The sequence below is a fragment of the Actinocorallia sp. API 0066 genome (genome assembly GCF_020991275.1).
Taxonomy (GTDB): domain Bacteria; phylum Actinomycetota; class Actinomycetes; order Streptosporangiales; family Streptosporangiaceae; genus Actinocorallia.
In genome coordinates this window covers 497,752-520,944 of record NZ_JAJLQY010000002.1, presented here as the reverse complement: position 1 = coordinate 520,944, position 23,193 = coordinate 497,752, and the positions used below count along the sequence as shown (strand labels likewise).

20 protein-coding genes are annotated in these 23,193 nt (G+C 72.4%); 8 read left to right on the top strand and 12 right to left on the bottom strand.

Annotated features, from left to right (window positions below; genetic code table 11):
* Positions 1-2: 2 nt before the first annotated feature.
* Positions 3-629: a TetR/AcrR family transcriptional regulator gene (locus tag LO762_RS07120; protein ID WP_230613393.1), complete on the top strand. Its 627-nt coding sequence runs from the start codon at positions 3-5 to the stop codon at positions 627-629.
* Positions 630-642: 13 nt separating this feature from the next.
* Here LO762_RS07120 and LO762_RS07115 read toward each other — a convergent pair whose 3' ends face one another.
* Positions 643-1,140 carry a GNAT family N-acetyltransferase gene (locus LO762_RS07115; protein WP_230613392.1) on the bottom strand — a complete coding sequence of 166 codons (498 nt, stop codon included), beginning with the start codon at positions 1,138-1,140 and terminating at the stop codon, positions 643-645.
* A 102-nt stretch (positions 1,141-1,242) separates the two neighbouring features.
* Complete coding sequence (locus LO762_RS07110) at positions 1,243-2,190, bottom strand: hypothetical protein (protein ID WP_230613391.1); 948 nt, start codon at positions 2,188-2,190, stop codon at positions 1,243-1,245.
* Positions 2,191-2,396: 206 nt separating this feature from the next.
* Between LO762_RS07110 and LO762_RS07105 the strand changes: the two genes are divergently transcribed.
* On the top strand, positions 2,397-3,950 hold the full coding sequence (locus LO762_RS07105; RefSeq protein ID WP_230613390.1) for an alkaline phosphatase: 1,554 nt from the start codon (positions 2,397-2,399) through the stop codon (positions 3,948-3,950).
* Between the two features lie 32 nt (positions 3,951-3,982).
* Here the strand turns inward: LO762_RS07105 and LO762_RS07100 are convergent, their stop codons facing one another.
* Complete coding sequence (locus LO762_RS07100; RefSeq protein WP_230613389.1) at positions 3,983-5,275, bottom strand: FG-GAP and VCBS repeat-containing protein; 1,293 nt, start codon at positions 5,273-5,275, stop codon at positions 3,983-3,985.
* 165 nt (positions 5,276-5,440) lie between these two features.
* Here LO762_RS07100 and LO762_RS07095 point away from each other — a divergent pair, with 165 nt between their 5' ends.
* Both LO762_RS07095 and LO762_RS07090 read left to right on the top strand, forming a co-directional pair.
* Entirely contained in the window at positions 5,441-5,869 is a 429-nt protein-coding gene (locus tag LO762_RS07095; protein WP_230613388.1) for a lamin tail domain-containing protein, read from the top strand.
* A gap of 146 nt (positions 5,870-6,015) precedes the next feature.
* Complete coding sequence (locus tag LO762_RS07090; protein WP_230613387.1) at positions 6,016-7,425, top strand: arylsulfatase; 1,410 nt, start codon at positions 6,016-6,018, stop codon at positions 7,423-7,425.
* Positions 7,426-7,910: 485 nt separating this feature from the next.
* On the opposite strand, the gene LO762_RS07085 is transcribed toward LO762_RS07090, so the two are convergent.
* Positions 7,911-9,191 carry a deoxyribodipyrimidine photo-lyase gene (locus tag LO762_RS07085; protein ID WP_230613386.1) on the bottom strand — a complete coding sequence of 427 codons (1,281 nt, stop codon included), beginning with the start codon at positions 9,189-9,191 and terminating at the stop codon, positions 7,911-7,913.
* Between the two features lie 426 nt (positions 9,192-9,617).
* Between LO762_RS07085 and LO762_RS07080 the strand changes: the two genes are divergently transcribed.
* Positions 9,618-10,559 carry a DUF523 and DUF1722 domain-containing protein gene (locus tag LO762_RS07080; RefSeq protein WP_308103478.1) on the top strand — a complete coding sequence of 314 codons (942 nt, stop codon included), beginning with the start codon at positions 9,618-9,620 and terminating at the stop codon, positions 10,557-10,559.
* A gap of 204 nt (positions 10,560-10,763) precedes the next feature.
* On the opposite strand, the gene LO762_RS07075 is transcribed toward LO762_RS07080, so the two are convergent.
* Genes LO762_RS07075 through LO762_RS07050 form a run of 6 tightly spaced genes read right to left on the bottom strand, consistent with a single transcriptional unit; the run spans position 10,764 to position 16,998 of the window.
* A complete protein-coding gene (locus LO762_RS07075; protein WP_230613384.1) occupies positions 10,764-12,284 on the bottom strand; it encodes a sulfatase-like hydrolase/transferase in 1,521 nt (506 codons plus the stop codon).
* Positions 12,281-13,267, bottom strand: a complete 987-nt coding sequence (locus tag LO762_RS07070; RefSeq protein WP_230613383.1) for an aliphatic sulfonate ABC transporter substrate-binding protein — start codon at positions 13,265-13,267, stop codon at positions 12,281-12,283. Before LO762_RS07070 ends, LO762_RS07075 begins: the two co-directional genes overlap by 4 nt.
* A gap of 5 nt (positions 13,268-13,272) precedes the next feature.
* Positions 13,273-14,046 carry an ABC transporter ATP-binding protein gene (locus LO762_RS07065; protein ID WP_230613382.1) on the bottom strand — a complete coding sequence of 258 codons (774 nt, stop codon included), beginning with the start codon at positions 14,044-14,046 and terminating at the stop codon, positions 13,273-13,275.
* Positions 14,043-14,864, bottom strand: coding sequence for an ABC transporter permease (locus LO762_RS07060; protein ID WP_230613381.1), 822 nt, complete (start codon positions 14,862-14,864; stop codon positions 14,043-14,045). Before LO762_RS07060 ends, LO762_RS07065 begins: the two co-directional genes overlap by 4 nt.
* The gene (locus LO762_RS07055; RefSeq protein ID WP_230613380.1) at positions 14,861-15,844 is read right to left on the bottom strand and encodes a hypothetical protein; all 984 of its coding nucleotides are present in this window, start codon (positions 15,842-15,844) and stop codon (positions 14,861-14,863) included. Before LO762_RS07055 ends, LO762_RS07060 begins: the two co-directional genes overlap by 4 nt.
* Positions 15,841-16,998: an ROK family transcriptional regulator gene (locus LO762_RS07050; RefSeq protein ID WP_230613379.1), complete on the bottom strand. Its 1,158-nt coding sequence runs from the start codon at positions 16,996-16,998 to the stop codon at positions 15,841-15,843. The genes LO762_RS07055 and LO762_RS07050 overlap by 4 nt, the downstream gene beginning before the upstream one ends.
* Before the next feature lie 262 nt (positions 16,999-17,260).
* On the opposite strand from LO762_RS07050, the gene LO762_RS07045 reads away from it, so the two are divergent.
* Complete coding sequence (locus tag LO762_RS07045; RefSeq protein ID WP_230613378.1) at positions 17,261-17,887, top strand: hypothetical protein; 627 nt, start codon at positions 17,261-17,263, stop codon at positions 17,885-17,887.
* 109 nt (positions 17,888-17,996) lie between these two features.
* On the opposite strand, the gene LO762_RS07040 is transcribed toward LO762_RS07045, so the two are convergent.
* Positions 17,997-20,090, bottom strand: coding sequence for a hypothetical protein (locus tag LO762_RS07040; RefSeq protein WP_230613377.1), 2,094 nt, complete (start codon positions 20,088-20,090; stop codon positions 17,997-17,999).
* A 440-nt stretch (positions 20,091-20,530) separates the two neighbouring features.
* The gene (locus LO762_RS07035; protein ID WP_308103474.1) at positions 20,531-21,427 is read right to left on the bottom strand and encodes an LLM class flavin-dependent oxidoreductase; all 897 of its coding nucleotides are present in this window, start codon (positions 21,425-21,427) and stop codon (positions 20,531-20,533) included.
* Between the two features lie 91 nt (positions 21,428-21,518).
* Here LO762_RS07035 and LO762_RS07030 point away from each other — a divergent pair, with 91 nt between their 5' ends.
* Entirely contained in the window at positions 21,519-22,370 is an 852-nt protein-coding gene (locus tag LO762_RS07030) for a hypothetical protein (RefSeq protein ID WP_230613625.1), read from the top strand.
* A 171-nt stretch (positions 22,371-22,541) separates the two neighbouring features.
* Positions 22,542-23,162 (top strand): bifunctional 2-polyprenyl-6-hydroxyphenol methylase/3-demethylubiquinol 3-O-methyltransferase UbiG, encoded by a 621-nt coding sequence (locus tag LO762_RS07025; RefSeq protein ID WP_230613376.1) that lies wholly within the window; start codon positions 22,542-22,544, stop codon positions 23,160-23,162.
* Positions 23,163-23,193: the final 31 nt, after the last annotated feature.

Genomic DNA, 23,193 nt, shown 5'->3' with positions numbered 1-23,193 from the left:
CAATGGCCAGAAGACTGTCCGCCGCCATCCGGCGGGAGCAGCTGATGGGGGTCGCGCTGACCGAGTTCGGCAGGCGCGGCTTCCACCTCACCCAGATGGAACACGTCGCGGCGGCGGCGGGCGTGTCGAAGGCCCTGCTGTACCAGCACTTCGAGTCCAAGGAACAGCTGTTCGCCGAGGTCGCGCAGACCATCATCGACGACCTGACCGGACGGCTCGCGGCGGTGGACGTCAGCGGCGCCACCTCGCTCCAGCGGATCAGCGGCATGATCAGCACGCTGTTCGACTACGCGACGGCCGAGCCCGACGCGTGGGCGGTCATCATCCGGCACCTCGACAAGCCCGAGGTCGGCCTGGAACTGCGCGAACTGCGCGACAGGTTCGGCGAGGCCGCCGCCGGGAGGCTGCTCTCCCGGCGGCGCAAGGTCGTCGCCCCGGAGGAGCTCGCCAAGTACGAGCGGCGCGCCCAACTGCTCGTCCCGCTGATCTACGGGTCGCTGTTCTCGCTCATCTCCTGGTGGCTGGAACACCCCGAGGTGCCGCGCGAACGGGCCGAGTCCACCGCGCTCGACTTCGTCTGGCTCGGCATGGAACGGCTCCGCGAAGGCGAACACCTCCCGCGCGCCTGACTCGCGGCGGTCCCTAGACCTCGGCGTTCTGGACCGCCGTGACGGGCTTGGCCATACACGTCGAATGGAGCTCGGGCACGGCGTCGTAGGGCGGGAAGTCAGGGATGCGGACGTACCCCTCGCGCTCGTAGAGGCGGATCGCGTCGGGCTGGCGGTCGCCGGTCTGGAGGATGACCCGGTCGGCGCCCGCCTCGCGGGCCACGTCCTCACACCAGTCGAGCAGCGCCGTCGAGACGCCCTTGCCGCGACTCGACGGCGCGACGTACATGCGCTTCAGCTCAAGGTCGCGCCCGCGCCAGCGGAGCGCGGCGTGCCCGACCGGGCCGCCCTCCTCGGTGTCCGCGACACCCACGAAGGCCATCTCGCCGGGGTCGACCTCCAGGGCGGCGAGGACCGGCCCCTGGGCCTGGGCGAGCCGGTCGGCGTAGCGGTGGGTGAGCTCCTGGTTCATCGCGGCGCGCAGCGCGACCGCGTCGGGGTCGTCCCAGGCGACCCGGCGTACCGTCGTCATGCCCAGAAGATAACCACCGCCGCGCGGCGCGCCCGGCCCGGGGGCGCCCCCCGGCGAAGTCGGGCTCGCCAGAGCGCCCCCCGGGCTCGGTTCAACACAGCCTTACGTCAGGCCGGACTCGGCTCGGGTGGCGGCGGTGGCGGCTGCGGCGGCCTGCTGTTCGGCTGCCTCGAACGACTTGCGGGCCGCGGACCTGTGGACGCGTACCTGGTCCAGGCGCTGGCGGAGGCTTTCCTCCTCCTGCTCGACGTCCTGGAGGGCGCGGCGCAGCCTGTCCCGCTCGGCGGCCAGCTCGTCGGCTTTGGCGCGGAGCTGGGCGGCTCGGCGGCGGGCCTCGAAGCGCTCACGTTCGGCGGCTCTTCGGCGTTCCTCGCGTGCTTCGTGCTCCTTGCGTTCGGCACGTTCCTTTTCGGCGCGGTCCTGGTCGGGGTGGGGTTCTGGGTGTTCCTTGGGCGGTTTGCCGACCGCCACACCGTCTCTGGCTCGTTGGTCTCGCTTTCCACCTTTGTCTCGTTTATCTCTCTTGGGTGATTCGCCCGGGTCGTCAGGCTTCGGGGGTTCGGTGGGGTCCTCGGGGAGTGGCGGGAGGCCGAAGCCGACGTAGGAGCGCGGGTGGGTGAGCCTGCCCGCGGCCACCTCCGCCGCCACGTCCGCGTCCGCCACCGCCGCGTACAGGGTCTCCTCGACCTCACGGCGCGCCTGGTCGCCCAGCGGCCGGCCCGCCTCCTCCACCAGCGACTCCGCCGCGCGCACCGCCTTGTCGACGAGCGGCGTGCGCGCGCGGTCGAACTCGGCGGTGTCACCGCCCTTCGCCCACGCCTCGCGCAACCGCTCCCCGAGGGACAGCAGCTCGCCCGCCAGCGGCGGCCGCTCCCGCACGAGCAGGTTGACCGCCCACGCCGAGACCGTCGGCCGCCGCAGCGCCTTGATCTGCTGGGCCGTCGCCGCGTCGCCCGCCGCCTTGGCCGCCTCCGCCAGCCGCCGCCGCGTCTGCACGAACTCCCCCGGAGCCACCCGGTACAGCTCCTCCGCCGCCTCATTCAGCTCCACAGCCCTTGCCTACCACCCCGCCGGAGCGCGCCGAACCACGTTGGGCCTTTTTGCACACGTCAGGGAGTGAATCCTGGCCGATCGGTAGTGTTCCGGCGGATCATGACAGGCCGGAATGATCGCTCGGGACAGGCTGTTTCCCCCGTGCCGCGCGCCGCTCGCACCCGCGTCACCCGGCGTTCGTGTGCCGCGTCTGCACTGGGCGCATGGCTTTCACACGACGGCACGTCCTCGCGGCCGGCGGTCTCGCGGTGCTCGGCGCCGCGCCCGCCTCGGCCTCCCCCGCGCTCCTCCGGGGCGGCGCGGCGGACGGGCCCGACCCGTTCCGGCTCGGCGTGGCCTCCGGCGACCCCGACGCGGGCTCGGTGGTGCTGTGGACGCGGCTCGCGCCCCGTCCCCTCGCCCCGGACGGCCTGGGCGGGCTCGGCTCCCGCGCCGTCGCGGTGGAGTGGCAGGTCGCCGAGGACGCGCGGTTCCGGCGCGTCGTCCGCTCAGGAACGGTGACGGCGCGCGCCTCCGGCGGGTTCGCGGTGCACGTGACGGCGACGGGCCTGCGGCCGGGATGTGAGTACTTCTACCGGTTCCGTGCCTCCGGGCACCTGTCTCCCGTCGGACGTACGCTGACGGCCCCCGCGCCGGGTTCCCTGACGCCGATGACGTTCGCGGCCGCGTCCTGCGCCCACTACGAGCACGGGTACTTCACGGCCTACCGGCGGCTCGCCGAACTCGGCCCTGACCTCGTCGTCCATCTGGGTGACTACATGTACGAGTACGCGCCCGGCTCCTACAGCGGCGCCAACGGGAAGGTACGTACGCACACCGAAGGCAAGTGCCAGACCCTCACCGACTACCGGCGGCGGCACGCGCAGTACAAGTCCGACCCCGACCTACAGACGGCGCACGCGGCGGCGCCCTGGGCCGTCGTGTGGGACGACCACGAGCTTGAGGACAACTGGACGGGCAGCGTGCCCGGCTCGTCCGTCCCCGGTTTCACCGCCCGGAAGCGGGCTTCGATGCGGGCGTACTACGAGAACATGCCCTTGCGCGTCGCCGCGCGGCCCTCCGGGACGCGGATGCGGCTCTACCGGCGGCTGCCGTGGGGCGCGCTCGCCACCTTCCACCTGCTCGACACCCGCCAGTACCGGACCGACCAGCCGTGCGACGACTGGCTGCGCACCGGCTGCTCGGCCCGGAACGACCCGTCGGGGCGGGTGCTGGGCGCGGCGCAGCTCTCCTGGCTGGCGGGGAGCCTGCGCGCCTCCGGGGCCCGCTGGGACGTCCTGGGGCAGCAGATCTTCCTCGCCCAGCGCGACATGGCGCTCGGGCCCGCGCTGAAGGTCGGCATGGACTCCTGGGACGGCTACACCGCCGACCGGGACCGGCTGTTCACGACCCTGCTGGACTCCGGCGCGCGCAACCCCGTCGTGCTCACCGGCGACGTGCACACCGCGTTCGCGGCCGACCTGCTGCGCGACTTCGCCGACCCGTCGTCCGCGCGCGTCGGCGTCGAACTCGTCACCACGTCCATCGCGAGCGACGGCGACGGCTACCGCGACCACGCCATGATGGCCGCCCTCCGCGCCGAGAACCCCCACTTCGCGCACGCCGACCAGCGCCGTGGTTTCCTCCTCGGCCGCCTCACCCCCGAGGCCCTCACCGCCGACTTCCACACCCTGGAACGTGTCTCCCGCCGTGGCGCCCCCGCGCCCCGCACCATCCGCCTCACCGTCCCCGACCTCTCCCGCACCCTCAGCCGCTGACCCGCCTCGCGCGCGCACGGCGGGGCGGGTGCCTAGGAGAGGGAGAAGGCGGTGAGGCCGCGGCCGTCTAGGGGGAGGCGGGTGGTGGAGCGGTAGAGGGCGCCGGTGAAGGAGTCGGCGCCGGGGGCGCCCACGTACAGGGTGCCGGAGGTGATGCGCAAGGTGAGGCCGTAGTGGGCTGCGGCTGGGAGGCCGGGGCGCAGGAGACGGCCGGGCTTGAGGGCGCCGGAGCGGGTCGCCGTAAGCAACTGGACGGCGTTGGAGCCGGGGATCCCGATCGCGAGGTCCGGGCGGCCGTCGCCGGTGAGGTCGCCTGCGGCGAGGGCCGCGCCGAAGAAGTCGCGGCGGCGCAACTCCCCGGGGACGCCCTTCGTGCCCCGGTTCCACATGGGGCCGCGCTCCCGGAAGGACGGCCCGTAGAGCACGTGCACGGCCCCCTCGGCGGCGCCCTTGTCCCGGTGGGTGAACGCCTCGCCCGGCACGCCGATCGCGAGGTCGGCCTTGCCGTCGCGGTCGAAGTCGGCGGCGGCGAGGGAGGTGCCGAAGCCGTCGTCGCGTTCGGGCCCGCCGCGCACCGGGCCCGCCTGGGACAGCACCCGCGCCCTGCCGCGCAGCGGGTCGAGCACGGTGACGGCGCCCTGGCCACGGTGGCCCGCGCCCGGAATGCCGATCGCGATCTCGGGCCTCCCGTCGCCGTTGAAGTCGCCGACGGCGAGGGCCGAGCCGAGCGCGTCGGTCTCGGCGCGGCGCTCCTTGGCCCGGCCGAGCCGCGCCGGGAACGTCTTCGCCGCGCCGACGCCCTTGGCGCGCAGCCCGTAGACGACGACCCGGCCTCCACCCGGCGCCTCGGGCGCGCCCGCGACGAGTTCGAGGTCGCGGTCGCCGTCCAGGTCGGCCACCGCCAGCGCGGTTCCGAGCCCGGCGCCGCCCCTGAGCAGGGGGCCTTCCCTCAGTTCGGGCTGACCGCCCAGGTAGATCCGGACGGCCGCCGCGCCGGGCACGCCCACCGCGAGGTCGGCGCAGCCGTCGCCGTCCAGGTCGCCGGAGGCCAGCGCCGCGCCGAACCCGTCGTGCGGCCGTCCGGTCGCGGGCGCGAACCATCGTGTCCGTCCGTCGGCGTAGGCCACCGCGACCTGTCCCGCCCGCACCTGCCCGCCGACCGTCGCCGACGGCGCCCCCACCGCCAGATCCGGCCGCCCGTCGCCGTCCAGGTCCCGCGCCCCGCCGCACCCCGGCGCGGCCTGGGCAACGGCAGGCGCGGCGGCGGGCGGGGCGAGGGGGAGGGCAAGAGCGATGAGCAGGGCGGCGGGGAGGGCGGGGCGCATGGTCGAACGGTCCCCGGCGGGGACAAAAGGTCGGGGAGCGGTACAGGTCGGGCGGGTGGCGGCGGGCTGAACGCTGGGTGAGGAAGGCAAAGCTGTCCGTGAGGTGAACGGGTGCTGTCTTCGGCGCGGCTGGTTGTGCGCTCGCGACGCTGATTACTTTCTGTCATGGCAGTACGTGACCTGGTCGCCGTCTTCCTCATCGTCGGCGTGTTCTACCCGTCCCTCGGCCCGCGTCCATCAGACTCCCCTGGGGCGGAGCCGTCCGTGCGCATCGAGCGCGTCCACCACTCCCCGCGCGGTTCCGGCGGCACGTGGGTGGAACTGCGCAACCATGCCAAAACCGCCCGCGACCTGCGAGGGTGGCGGCTTCAGGCGGGCGGCGGCTCGGCTTACGAGTTCGGTCCGCTGCGGCTGCGCCCCGGCGAGTCCGTCCGGGTGCACACCGGGAGCGGCAGCGACTCGCGCACCGACGTGTACTGGGGGCGCGGCTCGCCGGTCCTGCCGGAGGGCGGGGCGACCGTCACGCTGCGCACACCGCGTGCCGCCGTCGACGCCTGCCGGTACCCGGGCGGGGGCACTACAGCGTCCTGCTGACATGGGCGAAAGGCGATGTCGGTCCTTGACGGATCCCTCTGGTTGTCTATATTTCCTATTGACTTGATAGGATTTCATGAGGAATCATAAGTGCCGCGTCCCTGCGGGACGTGACCGACCGACAACGCACGGGAGTGTGAAGGACGATGCTCACCCGCCGCCAACTGCTGCGCGGTTCGGTAGTCCTCGGCGTCGGGAGCCACATGACGACGGCGGGGAACTCCCCCGCTTCCGCCGCCGCCCCGGACGGGCGCGCGCTCGACCCGCGGCCGAACATCGTCCTCGTCGTCGCCGACGACCTGGGCTACGGCGAGCTCGGCTCCTACGGCCAGACCAAGATCAAGACCCCGGTGCTCGACCGGCTCGCCCGGCAGGGCCTGCGCTTCACCCAGGCGTACTCCGCCGCGTCGGTGTGCGCGCCCTCCCGCTGCTCCCTCCTGACCGGCCTGCACACCGGGCACTCGCGGGTGAGGCAGAACCCGCAGGCGGGCTTCCCCGGCGACCTGCGCCCCAGCGACACCACCTTCGCCGAGGTGCTCCAGAGCGTCGGCTACCGAACGGGCCTCGTCGGCAAGTGGGGCTTCGGGCCGCAGCGCGCCGGGCAGTCACACCCGAACGCGCGCGGCTTCGACGAGTTCTACGGCTACCTCACCCACCGGGCCGCGCACGACTACTACCCCGACCACCTGTGGCGCAACGCCACCGAGGTCAAGCTCGCCGGGAACCGGGGCGACCGGCGCGGCAGCTACGCGCCCGACCTCTTCCGCAAGCGGGCCGTGGAGTTCGTCAAGCAGCGCTCCGATCAGCCGTTCTTCCTCATGTACGCGACGAACCTGCCGCACTCGCCAGGCGAGCTGCCCAACCACGGCCGCTACGCGGGCAAGCCGTGGCCGCGCGCCGACCGCGCGCACGCCGCCCAGGTCACCCGGCTCGACCGCGACCTCGGGGCGCTCCTGGACGCGCTGCCCAAGGGCCGTCAGACGCTCGTGCTCGTCACCAGCGACAACGGGCCGCACGAGGAGGGCGGGTTCAACCCCGACAGGTTCGACGCCAACGGCAGGTACCGCGGCTACAAGCGCAACCTGTACGAGGGCGGCATCCGGGTGCCGCTCATCGCGTGGGGCCCCGGCCTCGTCCGCAAGGGCACCACGGGCCGGATCACCTCGCAGCTCGACCTGTTCCCGACGTTCGCCGACGTCGCCCGCGCCGGGCTGCCTCGCCGGCTCGACGGCGTCTCGATCCTCGGCACCCTGAAGGGCGAGAGCAACGCGTCCCCGCCGAACCACCTCTACTGGTACCGGAACGAGAAGTCCCAGACAAAGCGCGCCAACCGCGTCGAGAACGGCAGCGTGACGCGCCTGGCCGAGGCCGTCCGCCAGGACGACTGGAAGCTCATCCGCTACGCCCCGGGCCGCACCCGCCCCAACGACCGCCGAAGCTGGCGCGTCGAGCTCTTCAACCTGAGCAACGACCCCCGCGAGTCCCGCAACGTGGCCGCCAAACACCCCTTGGTCGTCCAACGCCTCCACCGCCTGGCCGACACCTCCTGGACCTGACCCCCGCACGTGCGCGCCGCCGCCGGACTGCCCTTCCAGCGTCGCCCGCGCCCGAACGGCCCCGCACCCCGTGCCGGGGCCGTTTCCCTTTCCCTTCCACCACCCGGCCCGACCGACGAACCCGGCTCGCCGTGACGCGGCCCAGCCGCCCCTCCAGCACCGCCACCACCCAACGGCGACCCGACGCGACCCCCGAACCCCACCAGCGATCACAACCGACACGAGCCATGCGGGCCAGCGATCCCCTCAGCGTTGAGGCGACACGACGCGGCGCGAGCCTGGTCGGTGAACATGGGCGGTGTTCGGTGGGCCCGGGGGCTGGCCGCTTCACAACCCCGACTTCGTCGGGAGCGGCCACCCCCGGGCGGTGTGACACGAGGGTCGGGCGATCGTGCTGGTGGTGTGGGTGGGTGGAGGTTCCTTTGGCGTTGCGACGGGCAGAGGTGGTTTGGCGTGGTGGGGGAAGGGGTTGGTGGGGTGGGCGGTTAGGGGTGGGTGAGTGGGGGTGGGTAGTTGGGTGGGGGGGATTCCAGGGTCCAGGGGTGGTGGGTGGCGGGGGTGGGGAGGTGGGCTAGTTCGGGGAGCCAGTGGTGGAGGTAGGTGGCGGTGGGGTCGTGGCGGAGGGACTGGCGGACGGGGTTGAGGGTGCGGTTGGGGCGGGTGTCGTTGCCGGTGCCGGCGACCCACTGCCAGTTGCCCGGGTTGTTGGCGAGGTCGGCGTCGGTGAGCAGGTCGCGGAAGTGGCGGTAGCCGTGGCGCCAGTCGATGCCGAGGTCGCGGGTCAGGTAGGAGGCGGTGATCATGCGGGTGCGGTTGTGCATGAAACCCTCGTGCCGGAGCTGGCGCATGCCCGCGTCCACGATCGGGACGCCGGTGCGGCCCTCACGCCACGCGGCGAGCGCCTCCGGGTCGTCACGCCAGCGGTGGCCGCGCGGCCGGTAGTCGCGGCGGGGCAGGTCGGGGAAGGCGGCGGCGACCTGGTGGTGGAAGTCGCGCCAGGCGAGCTGGCGTAGGAACGGCTCGTGCTCGCGGACGGCCGACGCCAGCTCCAGCGGCGACAGGCACCCGAACCGGAGATGGGCGCTGAGCCGTGACGTGCCCTCGGGGTTCGCCAGGTCGTCGCGAGTGCCGTCGTAGGCGGCGACACCGTTGGCGAGCCACTCCCGCATCAACCGCCGCGCCTCGGACTCACCGCCCTTCGCGACGCCCGGTGACACGCCCTTCGGCGCCAGATCGGGGATCACCCCGGCGTCGATCCCCTCCGGGACGTCCACCCGGCCCGGAACCGGGCAGGGCGTCCGCCATTCCGCCGCCGCCCACGCCTTCCAGTAGGGCGTGAACACCTTGTAGTGGTCGCCTCCGGCGGGCGTCACCGCACCCGGCGGCACCACGGTGACCCCCGGATATGTCCGGACGTCAAGGCCGGTGCCGCGCAGCGCGTCAAGCCGCCGCAGCGCGAACCGCGACCTGTCGTCCGCGATCCGCACCACCCGCGCCCCCGTCTGCTCCGCCAGCCGCGCCACCTCGCGGGCGGGCGAGCCCCGCCGCACGATCAACTCCCCGCCCAACCCCCGCAACCCCTCCCGCAGATCCGCCAGCGCCTCCCCCAGAAACCGCAACCGATTGGGCACCCCCATCACCCCACCGACGATCTCCTCGTCCACCACGAACAACGGCACCACCCGCCCCCGCGCACACCCCTCCACCAAACCCGGCTGGTCATGTACCCGCAAATCCCGAGTCAAAACAACGATCGACGTCTCCACAACGCCCCCTCTCCCCGTCCCCCGGATCCTCCTCCACCCCTCCCCCCCAACCAAACCCGCCGCACCGCCTCTCCCGTCGGCGGGGCGGAGGGAGCGTGGGCGGGTCGGCCGCGCCGCCGCGTGATCCTGTTTTGCCGTGCGTTGGTTGCGGCCGCCACCGAGCGGCGGCTAGGAAGAAGTTCGAAGAGGTTCTCGGAGATGACCACTCATGATCACAACGCTCGAAGGGCTGGACCGGGTCGGCGCGCGGCTCGCGGAAGGCGACGAGACGGCCCTGGCCGAGGCGTACAGGCAACTCGGGGAGCTGCTGTGACCGGCCGCACCGCAGCCCGGGGGTGGCCGCTCCCGACGAAGTCGGGGTCGCGAAGCGGCCAGCCCCCGGGCCAATCAAACACAGCCCGGCTGCCCGCGGCCGTCCGGCCGCGGTTGGGGGCGTCGGCGTGTTTGCTCGGCGATCCGGTGCGGTACAACGGGGGCCACGCCCGCGCGCGTTTCCTCACCGAGGTGCTCGGTCCGCTCGTGGACTGGGTGACGGTGTGCCCGGAGGTCGAGGCCGGTCTTGGGGTGCCCCGGCCGACGGTGAGGCTGCGCACGGACGGCCACCTCGTCTCCCGCGACGGCGAGAGCGACCACACCGAAGCCGCCCGTGACGCGATCGGCCGGGCGATGCCCGAGTTCGTGGACCTGGACGGCTTTGTGGTGAAGTCCCGTTCCCCTTCGTGCGCCCTGTACGGGGTGCCCAGGTACGCGTCCGGGCTGCCGGGAGAGCGCACCGACGGGCAGCCCGTGGACCGCAAGGGCAGGGGCCTGTTCACGGCCGCCCTCCTGGAGACGTACCCGGACCTGCCCGTAGAGGAGGAGGGACGCCTGAACGACCCTCTCCTACGGGAGCACTTCGTGGAACGCGTCTTCGCGCGCGCCAGGCTGCGCGCCCTGTTCGGGGCGGGATGGCGGCCCAGGGACCTCGTCGCCTTCCACAGCAGGCACAAGCTGCAGATCCTCGCGCACGACCCGGCCGGTTACCGGTCGGCGGGGCGGATCGTCGCCCTCGCCGGGGCCGAGCCGCCCGAGACACTCGTCGCGCGCTACGCCCGGGTGTTCGCCGCGTCCCTCGCGGTGCGGCCCGCGCGCGGCCGTCAGGTGAACGCGCTGCACCATGTGCTGGGCCCGCTGAGCAGGCGGATCGGCCCGGTGCGCCGGGCGGGGATCGTCACCGCGATCGAGGCGTTCCAGGCGGGCCAGGCACCGCTCAGCGTCCCGGTGGCGCTGCTGCGGCACGACGCCGAGGCCGAGGGCCTCACCTACCTGACGGAACAGACGTTCCTTGATCCGTTCCCCACCGCGCTCCCCCTACGTCACCACCTCTGAAAGGACGCTCTCTCCCGACGTCGCTGTCATCGGCTCAGGGGTATCCGGGCCGACGGCGGGTGGCAGCCCACAGACCCGGCTACCGCGACGACATGCGCCGGACGAGCGGGTTCGTCCCGCTTCCGGCGCGCGACGGCCGGTAAGCGGCTCAGGGCCGCGCGGCCGCCGCGCGTGGAGGCGGACTGGCGGCGGGCGCGGCCTGGGTCAGGGGGCGGTGTAGACGTCGCTGCCGGTTTCGAAGGCGGCGAGGGACGGGTCGTGGTCGAGTGGGCCCGTGTCGGACATGGCGGACATCCAGTGGTGGAAGTTGTCGCCGCGCTCGCGCAGGAGGGTGTACAGGCGGGCCGTGAGCCGCCGTCTGACGTCCGCGAGGTCGGGGTGGTCGTGCCGGTTGTGGAGCTCGTGCGGGTCCGTCTCCAGGTCGTACAGCTCGTTCCGCGACTCGGGGTTGACGATGAGTTTGTACCTGTCGTCCCGGATCATCCGCTGCGGGTAGGGAAAGTGGTGGCCGTGGAACTCCGCCGTCAGCTCCGCCCGCCACGGGACGTCCTCGCCCGCGAGGAGCGGCAGCAGGCTCGACCCGTCGACGGCCTGGGCCGGGTCGAGTCCGGCCAGGTCCAGGATCGTCGCGGTGCAGTCGGTGAGGCCGACGAACTCCCGGCGCACCTGCCCGGATGGAAGACCCGGAACGCGGACGATGCCGGGAATCCGGTAAATGTCCTCGTACATCGCGGGGCCCTTGTCGTGCAGCCGGTGCGCCCCGGTGAACTCCCCGTGGTCGGCGGTGAAGAACACCGCGGTGGAGTCGTCGAGCCCGAGGTCGCGCAGCGTGTCCAGGATCCGGCCGATCTCGAAGTCGATCAGCGCGACGTACCCCCGGTAGACGGCGATGAGCTTCCGCGAGACGTCCTCGGCGAGCGTGTCGTAGGTCCACAGCGCGCTGTAGTTGCGCTGTACCGGCGGCTTGCCTTCGAACGTCTCCGCGACGGACGGGGGCAGCGTGATCGCTTCCGGGTCGTACAGGTCGTAGTACTCCTCCGGCAGCAGGTACGGCAGGTGCGGTCCGAAGAAGTGCGTCGCGAGGAAGAACGGCCTGCGGCCCGTTCGGTACTCGTCGGCGTGGCGGTGCAGCGCCTCGATCGTCCCGGTCGCCAGGTAGTGCTCGAACGTCGCCTCCACCGGCTGGTGGAGGCGCGCCGCCAGCAGGTTGCCGGGGTTGCCGTTGGGCAGGGTGCCCCGGACGTGCCCGCTGATCGCGTAAGGCGGGAGCCCGTTCTCCTCCAGGTACTTCAGGTAGTCCGGGTGGTCCACAGGGTTGTGCCATCCGGGTAGGTCGGGGCCCTCGAACCCGAAGTCCGCCGCCTTGCGGTGCGTCCCGACGTGCCACTTGCCGTAGAGGCCGAGCCGGTACCCCGCGTCGGCCAGGGCCGCCGAGAAGGTGAACTCGCCGGAAGGCAGGTCCTCGATGTACCCGACGTTGCGCTCGTAGTTGGCGAGGAGTTTGTGTCGGAAGGGCAGCCGTCCGGTGAGGAGGCTCGCCCGAGCGGGCGTACAGATCGCCGTAGGCGTGTACGCCCGCTCGAACCTCGTCCCTGACGCGGCGAGCGCGTCGAGACGGGGGGTGGAGACCTCGGCCGGGTTGTGGCAGCCGAGTGTGTCCACCCGGTGCTGGTCGGTCATGAGGAACAGGATGTTCCTCGGCCTCCGGGTGTCGTGCTGGGTCACTTGCCTGCGACCTTGCCGTAGACGTCGCCCAGGTAGTACGTGGAGGGTTCGGGGACCTCCTTGAGCTTGCCCGCGCCGACGAAGAGCTGGGACATGCCCTTCAGCCAGGAGTCCACCGAGCCGTCGGCCGTCTTGGCGGTGACGTCGGCGGTGCTGAGCGGCTGGCTGTTCTTCTGGTCGGCGGTCACCTGCGCCTCGGGCAGCTTGAGGAACGCGGCCGTGGCCCGCACCGTCTCGGCCGGGTGGGCCGACCGGTAGTCGCTGGCCTCCTGGAGCACCTTCACGACCTTCTCGACCAGCTCAGGGTCCTTCTGGGCGGTGTCGGCGCCGGTGACGTAGGCGCTGGGGAAGCTCAGGTCGAAGTCGGCGTTCTTGGCGAGCTCGACCAGGTCGGGGACGCTCTTCTTGATCGTGTCGATCATCGGGTACCAGATGCCCGCGCCGTCGATCTGGCCGGACGCGAACGCGGAGGCGACCGTCGCCGGGTCCATCGGGACGCGCTCGATGTCTTTGGCCGTAAGCCCGGCCTTCTCCAACGCCAGCGTCAGGATCATGTCGCCTGAGGTGCCCTCGGGGACGCCGACCTTCTTGCCCTTCAGGTCGGCCAGGGACGTGATGCCGGGCTGGGCGATGACGCGGTCGGCGAGGCCGAGCGAGTTCACGGTGACGACCTTGGCCTGGCCGGAGGCGGGCAGCCACAGCGCGCCGGGGCCGATGTAACCGAAGTCGAGGTCTCCGGCACCGAGCGCCTGGATCTGGAGCGGTCCGTTGGTGAAGACCTTCAGCTCGGGGTCGAGCCCGTTCCGCTCCCAGAGCTTCTCCTGGTCGGCGATGGCGAGGAGGGCGGAGCCGTTGTAGTCGGCGATGTAACCGAAGTCGAGCTTCTGTGCTCCGGCGTCGCCCTTGTCGTCGCCGCCGCAGGCGGTGGCGGAGACGCCGAGGACGGCGGCTGTGAGCGCGGCCAGCAGGATGCGAGCCTTCATGATGGTCATCCTTCTTTCGCGGGGGGCTGGTGGTAGACGGCGCGCCATACGCGGTTACGCAGGGCGGCGAACTCAGGGGAAAGGCGTGTCTGTTCGGTGCGCGGGTAGGGGAGGTCCACGTCGATGACCTCCTGGACGCGTCCGGGGCCCGCCGCCATCACGACGACCCGGTTGCCCAGATAGACGGCCTCGTCCACGTCGTGCGTGATGAACAGGACGGTGCGGCGCTCCCTGCTCCACGTGTCGAGCAACTGGTCCTGCATACGGACGCGGGTGAGCGCGTCCAGGGCGCCGAAGGGCTCGTCCATCAGGAGGACGCGGGGGTCGGCGGCGTACGCGCGGGCTATCGCGCAGCGTTGGCGCATCCCGCCCGAGAGGGTCTTGGGGAGGGCGTCAGCGAAGTCGGTGAGGCCGACGAGACCGATGTACCTCTCTGCGCGCGCGCGACGCTCGGCCCTGCCCATCCCGGCGACCTTCAGCCCGAACTCGACGTTCCCGCGCACGGTCAGCCACGGGAACAGCGCGTACTGCTGGAAGATGACGCCGCGGTCCGGGCCGGGCCCGGTGACGGGGCCGCCGTCCACCGTGACGCTGCCGCTGCTCGGCTCCACCAGGCCCGCCGCGATCCCGAGCAGCGTACTCTTGCCGCAGCCGGACGGGCCGACGACCGTCACGAACTCGCCGTCCGCCAGGCCCAGGTCGACGGCGCTGAGCGCGGTCACGGTGTCGGCGCCGAGCGGGTAGACCTTGCCGACACCGCGGAACTCGATCTTGTTCATCTGCGGTCCTGCCATCCGGTGAGGCGGCGCTCGGCGGCCAGTAGCAGCCGGTCCATGAGCAGGCCGAGGACGCCGATCGTGATGAGGCCAACGAAGATCGTCGGCAGGTCGTAGTAGATCTGCGCGTGCTGCATCCGGAAGCCGAGGCCCTCCTGTGCCGCGATCAGCTCGGCCGCCACGAGCGTCGCCCACGCCGAGCCGAGGCCGACGCGCATCCCGACGATGATGAACGGGGACGAGGCGGGCACCACGACCCGCGCGAAGATCACCCTGTCGTTGGCGCCGAGCACGCGTGCCGCGTTGATGAGGGTGCTGTCCACCCCTATAACGCCCTGAAAAGTCGAGATCACACACGAGAGGAACGCGCCGAGGCCGATGACGACGAGCTTGGGCGTCTCCCCGATGCCGAGCAGCACGATCGCCAGGGGGATGATCGCCAGCGGCGGGATCGTCCTGAAGAACTGGACCCACGGTTCGAGCAGGCCGCGCGCGGTGCCGTACCAGCCCATGAGGAAGCCCACGGGGACGGCGAGCGCGGTGCCGAGCGCGAACCCCACGAAGACCCGCCGGAGGCTCGCCAGGGCGTCCTGGACGAGCGTGCCGTCCGCGCCGAGCTCCCAGCCGCGCTGCGCGACCTCGACCGGCCCGGGGAGCCCCTGCACCCCCGCGCCCGCGAGCGCGGCCCACACGCCGACCCCGGCGGCCAGGGAGACGGCGTTGAGCGCCGCCGCCGGGACGCGGCTCCGCGGCCCCTCGGGCGCTCTCCGCCGCCTGGCGGTGCCAGTCCCGGCGGCTCCGGGTTCGGCGGGGGCGCTCATCGGGTCGGCCTCGGCAGGGTGAGGGTGCGCAGCTCGTGGGCGCCGTCGGCGCGGCTCACCTCGTAGTAGAGGCGGAGCGTCGCGGGGCCGTCGGGGACGGCGTCGACATAGCGGACCGAGCCGCTCCCGTGCGGCGTGGTGACGGCGGGGGCGTCGGCCGACAGGCGGCTCCAGTGGACGAGGTCGGACGAGAACGCCAGGCCGGTCTTCTCCTCGTAGTTGCGGGAGTGGTGGGATTCGCCGTCGTAGTAGGCGAAGAACCCTGAGTCCGTCTCCACGAGGGTGTTGAGGCGGGCCGCCCAGCGGTCCCAGCCTTCACCGGGCTCGAACACGACGCCCTTCCACTGCCACGTGGTGCCGTCGTCCTCGCTCTCCGCCAGCGCGCTGACGGAGAGTGAGAGGCCGGTGTTGTAGATGTCGGCGGTGGCGTGGGCCTCACCTGCGCCGCCTTCGGCGAAGGTGCCCTGCGCGGCGCTGACGAGCATCACCAGGCGGCCGTCGGAGGTGCGCACCACACGCGGGTCCTTGACGCCCTCGGTGCCGGTGCCCTCCGCGGTGAAGACCGGGCGGCGCTCCGTCACGTCGAACGCCTCGGGCGCGTCGGCCTCCACGACGTCGATCCGCCAGCGGTTGTCGGAGGGGTCCACATAGCTGAGATAGAGCTGGTAGCGGCCGTCCGTGCGCCGGTGAAGGCTGAAACGTTCCATTGACGGCGTGCCCAACGCTGTCTTGTCGAGCGTCCAGACGTCGTCGAAGGAGACGCCGTCGTGGCTGGCCGCGATAGCGCAGCGCCAGCCCCTTTCGGTGCCCGCCTCACCGCGCGGACGGCGGCGTCGGTACGTCATGAGGTAGCGGCCTTCGTCTTGCAGCACGCTGGCGCAGCCGACCCAGTAGCCCGGTTCGTCGCGCTCGGGGGCCAGCACGGTGACCCCGGCCTCGGGGTCGAACACGGGAATGTCGGAGACGGGGGTGACCGTCATGCTTCGTCCTCTCTGCGGTGGGCGCCGCGCGGGTAGCCGATGAGGAGCGGCGAGTCGTGGGTGACGAGCGCGATGGCGCCGAGCGCGCCCACCTCGTCGCCGAGCGCGGCCGGATGGATCGGGAGTCGCTGCGCGGGCGGCAGGTGCGTGGCCAGGGCCGCCTCGGCGGCGGCGAGCACACGCGGCACGGCGACCTCGCCGCCGATGACGATCCGGGCCGGGCTCACCGTGTTGCAGACGGCGGCGAGCGCGAAGCCGAGCGCCCGTCCCGCCCTGTCGAAGGCGGCCGCCGCGTCGGCGTCGCCCGCTTCCAGCGCGGCGAGGGCAGACGGTAGGTCGGGCTTGCCGGACGCGGCCACCACGGCGGGGACGGAGGCGAACGTCTCCAGGCACCCCCTGCCGCCACAAGGGCAGGACCGCCCGGACGGGTTGACGGGCACGTGCCCTATCTCGCCCGCGCTGCCGCCCGCCCCGCGCAGCAGCCTTCCGCCGACGACGATGCCGCCGCCTACGCCGTCGGAAAGGCGCGCGTAGACGACGTCGGTGTGGCCGCGTCCCGCGCCCCTGACCATCTCGGCGAGCGCCGCCAGCCGTGTGTTGTTGTCGGTGACGACGGGCACGCCGAACCGGGCGCTCAGGCCGTCGATGAGGACCTCGGTGCGCCTGGGGGTCTCCCCGGGCCGTCCGACGGGCCCCGCGACGCCCACACCGACGCCCTGGAGCGGGCCGAGGCCGGTGCGGAGGGTGTCCACGAGGCCGCAGGCGATCTCCAGCCTGCGCTGCCACGACGTGGACCTGGCGTAGCCCAGCGCCGCCGTCCCGATGACCTCCTGGGCGGCGTTGGCGATCGCCACGTGGACGCGCCGGTGGCCGAAGTCGAGACCGAGGGTCTGGCCGGTGTCGGGGTTGAGCGCGAGCAGCTCGGCGGGCCTTCCGGGCGGGCGCTTGCGGCCCGCGCTCTCGGGCGTCGTGACGACGACGGCGGCCCGCGCGATGAGGGCGGCGACGATGTCGGACAGGGTGGACCGTGACAGCCCGGACAGCGTGCCGAGTTCGGCCCTACTGAGCGCGCCGTGCTCACGGAGTAGGCCGAGCACGCGCTCCTCGTGTCCGCGACGCACCCGCGCGAGGACGCCCGGCTCGGTCTCGGCCATGGTTCCCGTCTCCCAAATCACTCATATCCGGCCTTGGTTGGATTAGACCGGACTTCGGATGAAATCATCGCTGGTGAGGAGGGAGGCTAGCACCGGCACAACCGACAATCCATACTGATTTGGCCTTGAATCCGGGTGGCGTGCGTCACAGAACGGGCGGCGCGGCCGGGGCCGGTCGCACGACGGGTTTCCCCGGAGATGACGGGGTTTACGGGTTCTCGATACGGTGGGGGTGACAGGTCATGCGCACGACGGAGGCGTGGTGTTCATACAGCTCATCGAGGCCCCCGCGGCCGACGCGGACACCCTGCGCGAGGCGTCCTACCGGTGGGCCGACAAGCTGGGCTCCACCTCGGTCGGATGGCTCGGCTGCACCTCGGGCGTCACCGAGGACGGCGTCTGGATCAGCGCCGAGCGGTTCGAATCCGAACAGAAGGCGTGGGTCGAAAGCGGCCGTCCCGGACGCCGCCGTTGGTGGGCCGAGACCCTACGCGGGCTCGCGGGCGAGGCGCGGTTCATCAACTGCCGCGAGGTCGAGGTCTTCGCACCTGACCCGTCGGCCATCGACACGGCGCGTTACATCGAGATCGTCCAGGGACGCGTCAAGGACGCCGCGCTCATGCGCACGCTGCTCCGCAGCATGGAGAAGCAGATGTACGCCCACCGGACGGACCTCCTGGGCTCCACCCTCGCGTTCCACCCGGACGACGGCTACACGCACATCCTCTACCACACCGACGAGGACGCGGTCTTCGACGCCCAACTCCGCGAGACCCCACCACAGGTCAAAGCGATGATGGACGCCATCTACGAACTCAACACGGTCGCCCCCCGCCACCTCCTGCTGACCGACCCCTGGGTCCACTCCCGCCGCCAGACAACCCGCTGACACAGCCCGGGGGTCGGGCGCTCCCGGGGTCGCCCCGTAGGCCCCCAGGGCCGAAGGGGCGGCGCCGGGCTTGTAAAGCGCCCGGGCCCCCGGGCCAATAAACACGTGCTTACTGGGTGTTGAGTGCTGTCCAGGCGGCTGTGAGGAAGGGGTCGCAGCGTAGGACGGCCTTCGGGTCGTCGTCCTCGGCGCGTAGGGCGGCCAGGAGGCGGAGTGCCTCCACCAGGTCGGCGTGGGAGGCGTATCCGGCGTCGGCGAGGGCGGTGCGCCCGAGGGCCGGGTGGTCGGACTCGCCCGCGACCTCCAGCCAGACGACGAGGTCGGGGGCCGGGCCGCGCTCGTCCTGCTGGGCGAGGACCGTCCACGCGGCGGTGATCACCGGGTCGTCGAGCAGGCCAGCGGCGCCGACGAACTCCAGCGGCTCCTCACGGACGTACCGCGCGCACACGGTCTCCAGTTCGTCCGTGCCCTCGGTGACGGCCCTGGCGAGCGCGTCGAGCAGCGGCGGCCACCCGCCGGTGAGCCAGACGGCGGCGTCGGCGCCGGGCCGTTCGACCAGCACCGGGTACTCGGCGCGCACGTCGGCGGCGTCCCTGGGGCGCAGCGCGAGCCGCCGCACGCCCTCCGGCAGGCCGTGCCACAGCGCCGCGTGGCGGGGCGGCACGAGCACGACGACGCCGCTCCCGTCCTGTCCTGCCGCGACGGCCCGCGCCAGGCCCGCACGTGCCTTCTCGACCGTCCTGACGTCCCCGAGGTCCACCACGACGATCCCGCCGTCGCCGACGAGCCCGACCGCCTCCCCGACGCCGCGATGCCCGACCCTGCGCACCACGATCCCCGACCGCGCCCCTTCCTCCTCCAACTCCCCGGCCACGGCCTCCACCCCGAGCGCCCGCGACCCCCGCACCACAACCACCCCCGCCATCTCCCCAACCCCACCCAACGCCCCAGCCCCAACGCCACCCTCAACCCCATCCACCTCAACAACCTCACCAGCCGCGCGAGCAACCCCCTCCGCTTCCCCGCCCTCCGGCTCGCCTGGCTCCGACGAAAGCACGTCCTCACCCGCGTCGGCGACGGCATCGGCGACGCCCTGCGCCACGTCCCCCTCGACCGGCGCCACGGACGCGGCCTCCTCATCCGCGCCTTCCGGCTGCCCATCTTCACCACTCGGCTGACCAAGGTCCTCAGCCGCAGCCTGCGGCTCAGCCTCAGCAGCCGCGTCGCCTTCCGCGAGCACAGCGGCGCTTTCGGGCTCACCCGGAGCCGCTTCCCCACCCGCCGCGTCACGCGACTCGGACTCGGCCGTCTCGTCAGCTTCGGGCTCCGCCGGGGCGGACTCCGCCACAGCGAGCACCTCGGGCTCAGCAGGAGCCTGCTCGTCGGCCGTGGGCTCTGCCGTGGCGGGCTCCGCCGGGGCAAGTTCCTCGGGCTCAGCGGGAGCCGTCTCCTCAGCTGCGGGCTCGGCCGGGGCGGGCTCCGCTGGGGCGAGCGGCTCGGGCTCGGCGGGAGCCGTCTCATCGGCTGCGGGCTCGGCCGGGGAGGGCTCCGCAGTGGCGGGTTCCTCGGGCTCGGCGGGAGCCGTCTCGGCGGCTGTGGGCTCTGCGGTGGTGGGCTCTGTGGGGGTCGGCTCGGCCGGAGTTGGCGTGACTGAGGGCTGTGGGGGGTTTTGGGGGGTGATGGTCTGGCGGGAGATGGGCCAGAGGAGGCGGTGCCAGGAGGTGGGCCAGGTGGTTTCGGTCTGGGCGACGAGGGTGTCCTCGTCGGGGTGCGGGGTGGCGGCGGCGTCCAGGAGGTCGCACAGGAGGAGGAGGGCTTCGGTGGGGCCTTCGGCGGCGGAGGTGGCGATCTCCGCGAGCAGGTCGGCGTAGCGGGACGGCCCGGTGAGGGTCGTCAGGACCGCCACCCGGCGGCGCTCGGCCGCGGCCTTGGCGGCCGCTTCGAGGTCGGCGAGCGTGGGCGACGTCCCGGGCAGCGCGCGCACGGCGGCGTCGAAGGCCGCGACCACGTCGGAGAGCGACGCGAGGTCCGGATCGTCAGGCCGGGCTCCGCCTTGCAGCGCGGCGAGGACACGCCGCGCCCCTTCGACCGACCCGGGCAGCACCCCGCGCAGGATGTCCAGCACCCCGTCGGCGGTGCTCTCCGCGCCCTCGACCCGCACGTCTTCGGCCGGGCCGAGCCCGACCCTCTCGTCACCTAGCAAAAGACCGCACCCTTCGCCGAATCCCTGAAGCTGCACAATCCCCCGAAACCCACTCGCGCCCGAGCGTAAACCCCCTTCCCGCCCCCCACCCACCGGTTCACCAAACCGCTACATAACCCCGCATCGCACCCCCTCACCCCACCAGAAAGCCACCGAACATTCCCCTGAAATCCCACCAAAGCCCCTTGCGCCACGGAGCCGCGACGCACGCCGAGTTCGGCTCCACACGACGACAAGGGGAGATTAGTGGAGAGTGTAGCTATTTGGGGGTTTTATTGCCGACTTGGGGAATTGGGGTTAATGAGGCCGCCGCAGGGAGCGATATTATGGACATACCACCGCGAAGAGGGGGCCACCGAAGACCCTCAAGCGCGCATCGTGGAGGCCACGCCCGGTAGGTGTGGACGCTGAGACGTCACAACCGCCGGGCGCGAAACTGTCTAAGGGCGCTCCTGGGCGACGAGGGCGCGGGTCGCCGGGGCCACCTCCTCGGCGAAGGTCGTCAGGGTGGCGGGGCTGTCGGACATGAGGATGTAAGCCGAGACGCCGTAGTCGAGCGTGATGGCGGCGAGCTGCTCGGCCCAGTGGGCGGGCGGCCCGGACAGCAGGCCGGACGGGGTCGCCGCGAACTCCCCGGTGACGTTCAGCAGCCGCCGAACGGCTCGGGGATCACGCCCCGCGACAGTGGCCGCCTCGTCGATGACGCCGTTGCCCGCCTCCAGGTCGTCAAGGCCGTTCGTCAGGTAGGGCAGCGACGGAAGCCAACCGTCGGCCTTCTCCCCGATGAGGCGAAGCATCCGAGGCTTGTAGGCGCCCAGCCAGATCCCGATGTCGTGCGCTGGCGCCGGACCACGACGGACGCCGTCCACCCTGTAGTGCTCGCCTTCGACGCGCAGCCGCTCCTTCGTGGAGGCGTCCCACACGCCACGGATGATGTCGATCGCCTCCGACAGCGCGGTGACGGCCTCCCTGGGCGCGCGGACGGGTCCGCCCATCGCCTCGATCGCCGCCCAGAACCCTCCGGCGCCCAGGCCGAGTTCAAAGCGGCCGTCCGACAGCAGGTCGAGCGAGGCGGCGGCACGGGCCAGCACCGCAGGCGGACGTAGCGGAAGGTTCACCACGTTCCCCGACAGATGGACGCGTTCCGTCCGGGCCGCGACATACGACAGCAGCGTCCACGTGTCGAGAAAGCCCGGCTGGTACGGATGATCCTGGAACGTCACAAGGTCAAGCCCCACCCGCTCCGCATGCACCGCGAGCTCGACAACACCGCGCGGATCCTCGTTCCCCGGCGTCAGAAACGCCCCGAACAGCAGGTCGTGCCCATAGTCGCCCATGAATCCCCCCGAGAGAGATCACTCCACCTTTCGGCATACTTCTTCCCTCAACATCACTTCCCACCCCGTTCATCCCACTCCAAGGACCCCCTTGCGCCAGGCCGCCCCCCGCTCCCACCCGACCGCCGCCGTCCTCCTCTCCGCCGCCGCCGTCCTCACCCTCACCCTCCTCTGGTGGCCGAGCCTGCCCGCCGAACCCGTCGTCGTCTGGGACGCCTCGGGCTCCCCCCTCCACACCGTCCCCCGCCCCCTCTTCCTGGCCCTCCCCCTGGCCGCCTGCCTCACCCCGGCCCTCTACGCCCACTCCCCCCTCGCCACCTGGTCCCTGGCCCTCCTCGTCCCGACCGCCCAACTGCTCACCCTCCACGCCAACCACCACGGCCCCGAAGCCGCCAACCCCCACGGCCTGGCCTCCCTGGCCTGCGCCCTCCTCCTGGCCACCGCCGTCACCGCCTCCGGAACCCGGCGCGGCGCGGGTGCTGTCGGCGACCGGTGGGCCGGTGGGGTGGGGAGGCATCAGCGGGCGGAGACGGAGTGGGCTTCCGGGCGGGAGGAGCGCGGGGTTCTTGTGGTGGGGCTGGCGCTGGTGGTGTTGGAGGTGGGGGCGCGGCTCGGGGTGGAGTCCGGCTGGGAGGAAAGGTGGGGGTTTCTGGTGCTCGGTGTGGTGGGGCTCGCGGTGGGGTCGGCGCGGGTGCGGGCCTCGCGGGACGGTGTGGTGTTCGCGTACGGGGTGTGGGGGGTGCCGTGGCGGCGGTACCGGCTGGAGGCGATCGCGGCGGCGCACGTTGAAGGGCCGTCGCGGCGGGGGCGTCAGCGCCTTGTGCTCACGTTGCGGGACGGGCGCCGGAGGGCGATCCGGGTCGCCGACGCGGCGGCGGGCGCCGAGGCCGTGACCGCGCTCCGCACCGCGACTCGGCGACGCCGTGCGGTCGAGCGCGGTTGAGGGAACCGCAGAACCCACAAGGGCTACCTGGGCGAACGCTCCCGCACCTGGCTGCCCCGGCCGATCCGGGGTTTGCCGGGATGGCAAAGGGGTTTGGCGGATTGGCGGTGGGTGGGGATCCTTGGGGGGTCCGAGAGACGGAGAAGAGAGGGAGGGGTTGTTGTGGTGGTTATGGGATCTAGTGAGTGGCATTGGGATGAGAGGTATCGGGAGCGGGAGAAGGTCTGGAGTGGCGAGCCGAATCGGGTTCTGGTCGAGGAGGTCGCGGGGGTCGAGGCCGGGACGGCGTTGGAGCTCGGGTGTGGCGAGGGGGCTGACGCCGTCTGGTTGGCCCGGCAGGGCTGGCGGGTGACGGCGACGGACATCTCGTCGGTGGCCCTGGAAAGGGCCGGTCAGCACGCGCGGGAGGCCGGGGTCGAGGTGGACTTCCAGCGGCACGACCTCGCCGAGTCGTTCCCCGAGGGACGGTACGACCTGGTGACGGCGATGTTCTTCCACTCGTTCGTGGACATCCCACGGGAGGAGATCCTGCGGAAGGCGGCCGGGGCCGTCGCGCCGGGCGGAAGGCTGCTCATCGTGGGCCACGCGGGGTACCCGAGCTGGCACGAGGGCGAGCGGCACGAGCACGAAGTGGACTTCCCCACCCCCGCCCAGGTGGTGGAGGAGCTCCACCTGTCCGACGGGTGGGAGGTCCTCGTCGCGGAGGAACACATGAAGGAGGTGTTCCGCCCGGACGGCGGGAAAGGCACCCGCCACGACTCGACGGTTCTCGTCCGCCGATCCCCGAGCTGACCCCGCGCCCCCGCCCCCACGTCCGCGCGGG

What these genes read in the sequence shown, in the direction of transcription:
- LO762_RS07120 (WP_230613393.1), top strand. Translation starts at nt 3, where the DNA reads ATGGCCAGAAGACTGTCCGCCGCCATCCGGCGGGAGCAGCTGATGGGG.
- LO762_RS07115 (WP_230613392.1), bottom strand. Translation starts at nt 1,140, where the DNA reads ATGACGACGGTACGCCGGGTCGCCTGGGACGACCCCGACGCGGTCGCG.
- LO762_RS07105 (WP_230613390.1), top strand. Translation starts at nt 2,397, where the DNA reads ATGGCTTTCACACGACGGCACGTCCTCGCGGCCGGCGGTCTCGCGGTG.
- LO762_RS07100 (WP_230613389.1), bottom strand. Translation starts at nt 5,275, where the DNA reads ATGCGCCCCGCCCTCCCCGCCGCCCTGCTCATCGCTCTTGCCCTCCCC.
- LO762_RS07095 (WP_230613388.1), top strand. Translation starts at nt 5,441, where the DNA reads ATGGCAGTACGTGACCTGGTCGCCGTCTTCCTCATCGTCGGCGTGTTC.
- LO762_RS07090 (WP_230613387.1), top strand. Translation starts at nt 6,016, where the DNA reads ATGCTCACCCGCCGCCAACTGCTGCGCGGTTCGGTAGTCCTCGGCGTC.
- LO762_RS07070 (WP_230613383.1), bottom strand. Translation starts at nt 13,267, where the DNA reads ATGAAGGCTCGCATCCTGCTGGCCGCGCTCACAGCCGCCGTCCTCGGC.
- LO762_RS07065 (WP_230613382.1), bottom strand. Translation starts at nt 14,046, where the DNA reads ATGAACAAGATCGAGTTCCGCGGTGTCGGCAAGGTCTACCCGCTCGGC.
- LO762_RS07060 (WP_230613381.1), bottom strand. Translation starts at nt 14,864, where the DNA reads ATGAGCGCCCCCGCCGAACCCGGAGCCGCCGGGACTGGCACCGCCAGG.
- LO762_RS07055 (WP_230613380.1), bottom strand. Translation starts at nt 15,844, where the DNA reads ATGACGGTCACCCCCGTCTCCGACATTCCCGTGTTCGACCCCGAGGCC.
- LO762_RS07050 (WP_230613379.1), bottom strand. Translation starts at nt 16,998, where the DNA reads ATGGCCGAGACCGAGCCGGGCGTCCTCGCGCGGGTGCGTCGCGGACAC.
- LO762_RS07035 (WP_308103474.1), bottom strand. Translation starts at nt 21,427, where the DNA reads ATGGGCGACTATGGGCACGACCTGCTGTTCGGGGCGTTTCTGACGCCG.
- LO762_RS07025 (WP_230613376.1), top strand. Translation starts at nt 22,542, where the DNA reads ATGGGATCTAGTGAGTGGCATTGGGATGAGAGGTATCGGGAGCGGGAG.